At 59.2% G+C, this 8808-nt stretch carries 8 protein-coding genes; 6 read left to right on the plus strand and 2 right to left on the minus strand.

The annotated features are described in order from the left end of the window. Nucleotides 1–74: 74 nt before the first annotated feature. Nucleotides 75–2519, minus strand: a complete 2445-nt coding sequence (locus BM388_RS16980; RefSeq protein WP_089852354.1) for a sulfatase-like hydrolase/transferase — start codon at nucleotides 2517–2519, stop codon at nucleotides 75–77. A 585-nt stretch (nucleotides 2520–3104) separates the two neighbouring features. On the opposite strand from BM388_RS16980, the gene BM388_RS16985 reads away from it, so the two are divergent. The 5 genes from BM388_RS16985 (at nucleotide 3105) to BM388_RS17005 (ending at nucleotide 8170) form a co-directional block, all read left to right on the plus strand. Continuing rightward, nucleotides 3105–4616 (plus strand): phage tail sheath protein, encoded by a 1512-nt coding sequence (locus tag BM388_RS16985; protein ID WP_089852365.1) that lies wholly within the window; start codon nucleotides 3105–3107, stop codon nucleotides 4614–4616. A 12-nt stretch (nucleotides 4617–4628) separates the two neighbouring features. Then, nucleotides 4629–5138 carry a phage major tail tube protein gene (locus tag BM388_RS16990; protein WP_089852357.1) on the plus strand — a complete coding sequence of 170 codons (510 nt, stop codon included), beginning with the start codon at nucleotides 4629–4631 and terminating at the stop codon, nucleotides 5136–5138. Between the two features lie 66 nt (nucleotides 5139–5204). Beyond that, the gene (locus tag BM388_RS16995; RefSeq protein ID WP_089852359.1) at nucleotides 5205–5528 is read left to right on the plus strand and encodes a phage tail assembly protein; all 324 of its coding nucleotides are present in this window, start codon (nucleotides 5205–5207) and stop codon (nucleotides 5526–5528) included. A 26-nt stretch (nucleotides 5529–5554) separates the two neighbouring features. Beyond that, a complete protein-coding gene (locus tag BM388_RS17000; protein WP_089852361.1) occupies nucleotides 5555–5689 on the plus strand; it encodes a GpE family phage tail protein in 135 nt (44 codons plus the stop codon). Nucleotides 5690–5701: 12 nt separating this feature from the next. Then, nucleotides 5702–8170, plus strand: coding sequence for a phage tail tape measure protein (locus BM388_RS17005; RefSeq protein ID WP_089852363.1), 2469 nt, complete (start codon nucleotides 5702–5704; stop codon nucleotides 8168–8170). On the opposite strand, the gene BM388_RS17725 is transcribed toward BM388_RS17005, so the two are convergent. Continuing rightward, on the minus strand, nucleotides 8155–8472 hold the full coding sequence (locus BM388_RS17725; protein ID WP_139233983.1) for a hypothetical protein: 318 nt from the start codon (nucleotides 8470–8472) through the stop codon (nucleotides 8155–8157). The genes BM388_RS17005 and BM388_RS17725 overlap by 16 nt on opposite strands. Nucleotides 8473–8547: 75 nt before the next feature. Here BM388_RS17725 and BM388_RS17010 point away from each other — a divergent pair. Next, the coding region (locus BM388_RS17010) for a transposase (protein WP_175535145.1) at nucleotides 8548–8808 on the plus strand (261 nt) is incomplete at its 3' end.

An 8808-nucleotide genomic window follows, 5' to 3' on the forward strand; every position in this document is an offset into this window, starting at 1 on the left:
ACTTTGGTCGGTAAAGCAGGGAGGGTATCGGCGCTGGCCCTCCTACCTCTACCGTGTGGTCCAAAGCGCTGCAGTTATTCTATGAATCCAGGATTTACAGATGTAAAAGATCTGGTGAAGTCTTTAATTCTTACTGACAAAGACTCCTCACTATTCCCAAGCAGCTCAATGGTTTCGCCATGATTTGATAGCACCGCAAGATAAGGCTGGCGGTGCTCGATATCGCTCCATTTCTCAAGCTTGGTTCCCGACAAGGTAGAGCTTAAATGCTCGGAATTTTTGCAAACAACACTATCATGGCCAATGATAAGGAACGTATCGAATGACTCCGAGTGGTCTTCCATCATGGATTGGAAGTCGCCAGAACCGTCAAGAGCATCATGGTCAGTCAATGAGCCACCACAGGAATCTATGTAGCTAAGCTTGATCGGCGCATGAGTACTAGATAATCCAACGAGGGTAAGACCGCGTTTCAAAAGTGTTCGATTACCGTCTTGTTCGATAAAAGAGGCGCCAGCGCCATAGCCAGCTGACAACACCACAGCACTTCCTGTCATGTCACTTTCAGAAGAAACAGAGAACGTTTCTAGGTCCGCAACACCGTACTTAAGAAAATCATATACCTGGCCAACCCGTTGTTCATGTAACTTTTCAGATAAGTTGACACTTGTCAGCGCATCTTTTATTTCAGCATGATTAACACTTGTGCCGTCAACGAGACCCCATGTAGAAATCTCGCTGGCACCTGCTGTTCCCGAAGCGATACACAGCTCCGCCTTTTCATTATCAACTTTATCCGGATGTATTAACGCGTTAATTACCTTGCAATCTTCAGCCCAGATAAAATCTTGTCCGACTGACATCTCCCCGATGTAATCTTCAAGTTTCTTTTTTCCTGAATTAGCGAAAATAATTTCGTCAACATTGGCATTGCCGTTAAGCTTTATAACTGATGGGACTGAAACACTCCTGTCGCCCAATAACAAAAGCCCTTCTTTGCCAATGTCATACTTTATCCCCTCGTTTAGTTCTGGATAGCTCCAGAGGTATTTGACTACACCCTGCTGATGAGTCAGGTAAGAGTTAATATCATCCTTTGTTTCGATTAGTGACAGGGTGTCAGAGTTCAAGTTTCTCCCAAACCCCAGCCCATCGACAGGAGTGCCTAGGTAGGAGAGTAGCGTTGGCGCGATATCCAGTGTTGATCCTTGTTTATTGACCTTCCCTCCCCCCTCTTGTGATGCTGAGTCGATGACCATGAAAAGATTTCTTCTTTCCCCTTTATTTAAATCCTCCCAAGCAGTATTTTTCATTGCGTCATGATCAGAAGCGATTACTATGATGGTGCCGTTTTGACTTGGATTATTTTCAATATATTCGACGAAGTCCTTAACCAGTACATCTGCACAATGCACAGAGTTCAGGATAGGGTTGTCCCCATCTTTATATTCAATGTTTTCACAAGTCTTTGATGTATGACCTTCGGGGTGGTGAGTATCAAGAGTCAACGTAAAAAGACCAAAGGGCGTTTCGCCTTTTAATAGTTGAGAATACTCATCTTTAAGCATAGCAAACAGAGAGTCATCATACAGCCCCCATCCAGACATGTAATCTGAGTTACTTAATCGCGGAGATAATTCATTTTTCCCTTTCACACTGTCAAAATTGTGGGAATTATAAAAACTGCCTTTCCCAGCAAAACTTAAGTCTGAACCCCCCATGTAACCAAGGTAATATCCGTTGTTCTTAAGTATATCCCCTATGCAGTTGGCCTCAGGCAAAAATAGATCCATCCCTGAGAGAGAGTTACCATGAGAAGGGGAAAAGAGAGGAATTCCACATTGGCTGGCAGCCATACCGGCAATTGTCCAACTAGTATGGGTTACTTCATGGATGTTGGTAAACGTGGTTGCAGACTGCTGGAGCTTCTTGACATTAGGCATCAAGTCAGGGAACAAATCTTCATCAAGGTAAGTGGCTTCAACACTTTCTAAGTAGATGTAGACAATATTCTTCTTCTTTTCAATTGATGGAGATATGAAGATGAACTCTTCAGGAAAGTCTTCTTTGCTCGAATGTACTTCCCCAGCAAAAGCAGATGATGTCACATAGTAAATATCTTGAGTCGCCGGATTAGTGGTGAAGGAGACTGCCACAAAAAACACTGTTGTGGCGTGCCATATAAAATTGACTTTAGGATTTTTGTTCTGTTTTTTTATTATTTTAAATACAGAAAAGCCAAGGATTAACACTACTGCAATATATAGAATAGTTGTATAAATCAATCCTTGGTATTCAGATAAGCCGGCACCACCAAGTTCAGCATTTAGGTGAAAAGATACAGATTCATCAATCCCGTCCCCTGTGAAATAGTTTGCTACATAAAATGACCCATACAGCAGCATTGATGCTATAAAGAAAAAGGAACCAAAACAGGCCTTTTTATTGCCAATGGGGGCTTTGTAAATAAAATACGTAGCCACTAATAACGAAATCAGTGACGGCATAATTACCTGCATATAGAATATCCCAGCCTAAAGATCTTTAGTTTATTAGAAATAATTGTACCATAAACAACACGCATTGTCACCCGCCTGTAACACTTTCATGACCCGGAAAAAATTATAAAATGAGACTCTTCACCAACTCATCTTCCGTGAATGAACCTTTATTTTTAATCCTAAAAGTCCTAATAACCCCCCCATGGAATTTATTGAATTGGTAAAAAATTAAAAAAACGCCAATGATTTCTGTAAAACTGCATGTGCTCGCCCCTACCACCTATTAAAAACTGACAGTAAAAATCAACTTCACAGCAACGAATGTCGATTACCGCATTATCAACGATACAATTATTCTAAAGTGACTTGGCAACTATTACCTAACAACCCCTTGATTCTGTATGCCGCCAAGGCTTAATGGCGTTTCTGGATGTTCTTCGAGGCCCAGATAATACAGCTTGTCTGCCAACGAGCTGCCATTTGCCCCTCCACCGTTGTAACCCCACCATCCACAACGCCCACCGCTAGAGCCCCCGCCCTGCGCGCGCAAGCATGGCAGCACGTCATGCATCGACTTTCGATCCCCCTGCGCAGGAGCTCCCCATGGCCCAGGACTACCACCACGGCATCCGTGTCGTCGAAATCAACGAGGGCACTCGGCCGATCCGCACCGTCGCCACGGCGGTGATCGGCCTGGTGGCCACCGCCCCGCTGGCCGCCGCCGGCGTGGCCGCCTCGCTCGCCATCGACTTCGCCGCGGCGAATAGCGGCGTCACCTACACCGCCGCCACGGCCGGCACCAACGGCAACGCCATCCGCGTGCGCTACGTCGACCCGGGCAGCGCCTCCGCCGCCCTGGCCGTCAACGTGTCGGGCAACGACATCACCGTCACCCTCGCCACCGACATCGACAGCGCGATCACCAGCACCGCCGCCGAGATCGCCACCGCCGTCAACGCCGAGCCGGATGCCAGTGCCCTGGTCAGCGCCGCCGAGGAGGGCGACGGCAGCGGCGTGGTCAACGCCACGGGCTTCCAGAACCTCACCGCCGGCGAGGACGAGCCCTTCCCGCTGGATACCCCGGTGCTGCTCACCGACCTGCTGGCCGCCCAGGGCGATGCCGGCAGCGAGGGCACCCTGGCCCGCGCGCTGGACGCCATCGCCGACCAGGCCAAGACGCTGGTAGTGGTGGTGCGCGTGGCCGAGGGCATGGACGACGCCGAGACCAAGACCAACGTCATCGGCGGCGTCGACGGCACCGGCAAGAAGACCGGCCTGCAGGCCCTGCTCGCCGCCGAGCAGCGCTTCGGCGTCAAGCCGCGCATCCTTGGCGTGCCCGAGCTCGACGACGCCGACGTCACCGCCGAGCTGATCGGCGTGGCCCAGAAGCTGCGCGGCTTCGTCTACGCCAGCGCCGGCGACAGCGCCACCAAGGAAGACGCGGCCATGTACCGCGAGAACTTCGGCGCCCGCGAGGTGATGGTGATCTGGCCCGAGTTCACCGGCTGGGACACCGCCACCTCGAGCACCCGCATGCTCTCCGCCGTGGCCCGCGCCATGGGCCTGCGCGCCAAGCTCGACAACGAGATCGGCTGGCACAAGACGCTCTCCAACCGCCCGGTCAACGGCGTCACCGGGATCTCGAAGGACATCTTCTGGGACCTCCAGGACCCGGCCACCGATGCCGGCTACCTCAACAGCCACGAGGTCACCACGCTGATCCAGCGCGGCGGCTTCCGCTTCTGGGGCTCGCGCACCTGCTCCATCGACCCGCTGTTCGCCTTCGAGAACTACACCCGCTCCGCCCAAGTGATCGCCGACACCATCGCCGAGGCGCACCTCTGGGCCGTCGACCTGCCCATGCACCCCAGCCTGGTCAAGGACATCATCGAGGGCATCAACGCCAAGTTCCGCGAGTGGATCCGCCAGGGCTACCTGCTGGGCGGCTCGGCCTGGTTCGATGCCGAGCTCAACACCCCCGAGGTGCTCAAGGCCGGCAAGCTCTACATCGACTACGACTACACACCGGTGCCGCCGCTCGAGAACCTGATGTTCCAGCAGCGCATCACCGACCGTTACCTGGTCGACTTCGCCGACCGCGTCGCCGCTGCCTGATAGGAGAGAGACATGGCACTTCCCCGCAAGCTGAAAGACTTCAACCTGTTCGGCGACGGCAACAACTGGCAGGGCCAGGTGCCCTCGCTGACCCTGCCCGAGCTCGCCCGCGCCGTGGAGGAGTACCGCGGCGCCGGCATGGACGGCACCGTCGAACTCGACATGGGCCAGGAGGTGATCGAGTTCGCCTGGCAGGTCGGCGGCATCATCGCCGAGATCTTCACCGAGTACGGCACCGCCCAGCACGACGCCAACCTGCTGCGCTTCGCCGGCTCCTATGAGTCCGACGAGACCGGCGAGACCGTGCCCGTGGAGGTCACCGTGCGCGGCCGCCACAAGACCATCGGCATGGGCGAGGTCAGCCCCGGCGACAGCAACAGCATCGAGGTCACCACCACCTGCAGCTACTACAAGCTGGTGGTCGACGGCGAGGAGCTGATCGAGATCGACGTGCCCGGCTACGTGTTCCGCGTGCGCGGCGTCGACCGCCTCGCCGAGCGCCGCCAGAACCTCGGCCTGTAACGCCCGCCATCGCGTCACCCTGGCCCCGGCAACCCGGGGCCAGGCACCATCCCCAGGAGAGACCCCATGACCGACAAGATCGCTGCCACCGCCATCACCGCCGTGCTGACCGAAACCGTCGAGCTCGACTCGCCGATCACCCGCGGCTCGAAGACCGTCACCGAGATCCAGGTGCGCAAGCCCAAGTCCGGCGCCCTGCGCGGCGTCTCGCTCGCCGACGTGCTCAACATGGACGTCCAGGCGCTCACCAAGGTGCTGCCGCGCATCACCGAGCCGGCGCTCACCGAGCCCGAGCTCCGCGACCTGGACCCGGCCGACCTCGTCCAGCTGGGCAACGTGGTGGCCAATTTTTTGCTGCCCAAGCGCATGAAGGCCGACGCCGAGAGCTGAGCCTGCCCAACTGCGTCGAAGACGCCATGGCGGATCTCGCCATGGTGTTCCACTGGGGCCCCGGCGAGATGGACCCCATGCCCCTCGAGGAGCTCGCCGACTGGCGAGAGCGCGCCCGCCAACGTCTCGAGCCGCCCAAGCAGGCGAGCCGCCACCGATAGCCAGGAGCCGGCATGGCCAAGGACCTGAACCTTTCCGTCACCCTCAAGGCCATCAACAAGGCCACCGGCCCGCTGAAGAAGATCCTCCAGGGCAGCCGCGGGGTCGGCCGCGCCATGAAGGAGAGTCGCGAGGAGCTCAAGGGCTTCAACGACCAGCAGAAGCGCATCAGCGCCTTCCGCGACATGTCGCGCCAGAGCCTCCAGACCCGCGACGCCCTGCGCGAGAAGCGCCAGGCCCTCGACCGCGTCACCCAGGAGCTCAAGACCGCCACCGGCCCCACCCGACGGCTCACCCAGCAGCAGGCCAAGGCGCAGGCCGCCGTCGACAAGCTGAACAGCGAGTACCGCGACCAGCGCGACCGCGTGCGCGAGCTCTCGCGCAACCTGCCCCGCGCCGAGGACGGCACCCGCGGCCTCACGGCCCAGCAGCAGGCCCTCGACCGCCAGATCCGCGCCACGAATGAGCGCCTGAACCGCCAGCGCCAGGCCATGCAGCGCCTGGCCGACGCCGACGTCTCGGGGCGCTTCAGCAAGATGACCGGCGAGGTCGGTCGGCTCGGACGGCGCACCCTGATCGCCGGCGGCGCCGCGGCGGCTGGCATCTTCGGCATCGCCAACTCCACCGCCAGCCTGGGCGACGAGGTAGCGAAGAGCGGCGACAAGATCGGCATCGCCCTGGGCCCCTTCCAGGAACTGCGCTACGCCGCCGAGCGCTCCGGCGTCAGCACACAGAAGTTCGATTCCAGCCTGGAGCGCTTCGTCAAGCGCCTCGGCGAGGCCCGCCAGGGCAGCGGCGCCGCCGCCAAGGCCTACGAACAGCTCGGCATCAACGCCGACCAGCTAGCCCAGCTCACGCCCGACGCCGCCCTCGGCGTGGTCGCCGATCGGCTCGCCCAGGTCGAGAGCCACACCGACAAGGTCGCGCTCGCCGCCCAGTTCTTCGGCCGCGAGGGCGTGGCCATGGTCAACATGCTCAAGGACGGCAGCGCCGGCCTCGAGGCCCTGCGCAAGGACGCACGCGCCACCGGCTACGTGCTCAGCGACGAGGCGGCCCGCGACGCCGAGGTGTTCAAGGACGCCATGCTCGACGCCGAGCTCGGCATGGCCGGAATGAAGAACACCATCGGCGCCGAGCTGATGCCCGCCATTACCGACCTGATGGGTGAGCTCTCCGGCTGGATGCGCGAGAACCGCGACGAGGTGAAGGCCTTCGCCCGCGAGTTCGGCGAGCGCCTCAAGACCGCCGTGCCGGTGATCCTCGAGCTGGGCCGGGGCGTGGCCACCTTCGCCGCCACCCTCGGCGTGCTGACCACCAAGGCCGCCGCCGCCGTGGGCGGCTTCGACAACCTGGCGATGATCGTCGGCGGCCTGTTCGCCGGCAAGGCCATCGCCAGCGTGCTCAGCTTCGGCATCGGCGTGGGCAAGGCCATCGGTGCCATGGGCGCCTTCGCCAAGACGCTGCCCATCGTCGCCACCGGGGTGAAGGCGCTATCAGCGGTGTTTGCCGCCACGCCCATAGGCTGGATCGTCGCCGGTATCACCTCCGTCGCCCTGGGCGCCGCTTACCTGTGGAAGAACTGGGAGACCATCGGGCCCAAGTTCTCCGCCCTCTGGGAGAGCCTCAAGGCCATGCCCGGCCGCGCCTGGGCCGGCATCAAGGCCGCCTTCCAGGAGGGGGTCGGCGGCGTCACCCGCCTGCTGCTCGACTGGTCGCCGCTGGGCATCCTGTGGCGCGGCATTCGCGCCGCCCTGGAGGCGCTCGGCATCGACGTGCCGGCCGGCTTCTCCACCCTGGGCGACGCCATCGTCGACGGCCTGATCGGCGGCATCACCGCCAAGTGGCAGGCGCTCAAGGAGAAGATCACCGGCATCGGCGGCAGCGTCATCGGCTGGTTCAAGGCCAAGCTCGGCATCGCCTCACCCTCCAGGGTGTTCGCCGGCTTCGGCGCCAACCTGCTCGAGGGGCTGATCGACGGCATCGACGAGAAGTGGCAGGTGCTCAAGGACAAGATCGGCAGCGCCGCCGGCGCCGTGACCGGCTGGTTCAAGGAGAAGCTCGGCATCAACAGCCCGTCGCGCGTCTTCGCCGAGCTGGGCGGCCACACCATGGAGGGCTACCGCCAGGGCATCTCCCGTAACGAGCGCGGTCCGCTGCGCGAGGTGGACGCCTTCGCCAAGCGCCTGCGACAGGCCGGCGGCGGCCTGGTGCTCGGCACCGCCGCCATGGCCAGCGGCGGCGCCATGGCCGCCGACAGCGGGCCCAAGACCGCACCCCGCTTCGACGCCCGGGCCCCGATCTCGGCCCCCGCCTCCGGCGGCTCCACGCTCAACGGCGGCATCAACATCACCATCAACGCCGCCCCGGGCATGGACGAGCAGGCCCTCGCCCGCTACGTCGCGGCCGAGGTGCAGCGCGCCCTGGCCAGCGCCGAGCGAGACGCCGCCGCACGTCAAAGGAGTGCGTTCTATGACGTGGATTGAACCCTTTCCATATCTCGTTTGCTTTCTCTGTAAGCAGTCAAAATCACCGAATATATGAAACCAACAACAAGCATTACTGACATTACAAAAATAAAACCCATCACACCCCCAACGAATGCTGCACCCAGTCCATGCTCGCCATCCAAATTAATGCCTCCAGCAAGGATGCTAGAAACAAATATCCCTAGGGTGCCCGCGAAAGGATCAAAGAGACTTTGTGCACCATCTTTTTTTAAAACATACCCAGCCACAAAACCTACCACTGCATACAGAACACTCAGACTATCCGAACTATTTTTCATCACCCTAATCCCGGCTTATTCATGAGGGCGTCCTGAAAACGAAGATGGCGAGTGGTTTTCTCTTGTAGAATCAAGATGTTCCTGCCAGAACACGATTCAAGAGGACCACTCGCCATGGGTGAAACCCTAACGACCTGGTCGCCCTCGTGCAACGGCTCTGTCCGTGTCGAGCTGAGCGGCCACCGCACCACCAGCGACAGCGGCGCTCTCCTGCTGCGTGAAACCCTCGACAACAGTGGCGTGATCGAGGCGCTCGAAGACAATCTGGTCGATCGACGCCACCCGCTGCGTATCCGCCACTCGTTGGCCAGTCAGCTGCGCACCTTGGTCATGCAG

The sequence above is a fragment of the Halomonas saccharevitans genome, assembly GCF_900116405.1.
In the GTDB taxonomy this organism is placed as follows: Bacteria; Pseudomonadota; Gammaproteobacteria; order Pseudomonadales; family Halomonadaceae; genus Halomonas; species Halomonas saccharevitans.

Bases quoted from the DNA above. Each gene is read 5' to 3' on its own strand.
- BM388_RS17005 (WP_089852363.1), top strand. From the start codon at position 5,702: ATGGCCAAGGACCTGAACCTTTCCGTCACCCTCAAGGCCATCAACAAG.
- BM388_RS17725 (WP_139233983.1), bottom strand. From the start codon at position 8,472: ATGAAAAATAGTTCGGATAGTCTGAGTGTTCTGTATGCAGTGGTAGGT.
- BM388_RS16980 (WP_089852354.1), bottom strand. From the start codon at position 2,519: ATGCAGGTAATTATGCCGTCACTGATTTCGTTATTAGTGGCTACGTAT.
- BM388_RS16985 (WP_089852365.1), top strand. From the start codon at position 3,105: ATGGCCCAGGACTACCACCACGGCATCCGTGTCGTCGAAATCAACGAG.
- BM388_RS16995 (WP_089852359.1), top strand. From the start codon at position 5,205: ATGACCGACAAGATCGCTGCCACCGCCATCACCGCCGTGCTGACCGAA.
- BM388_RS16990 (WP_089852357.1), top strand. From the start codon at position 4,629: ATGGCACTTCCCCGCAAGCTGAAAGACTTCAACCTGTTCGGCGACGGC.
- BM388_RS17000 (WP_089852361.1), top strand. From the start codon at position 5,555: ATGGCGGATCTCGCCATGGTGTTCCACTGGGGCCCCGGCGAGATGGAC.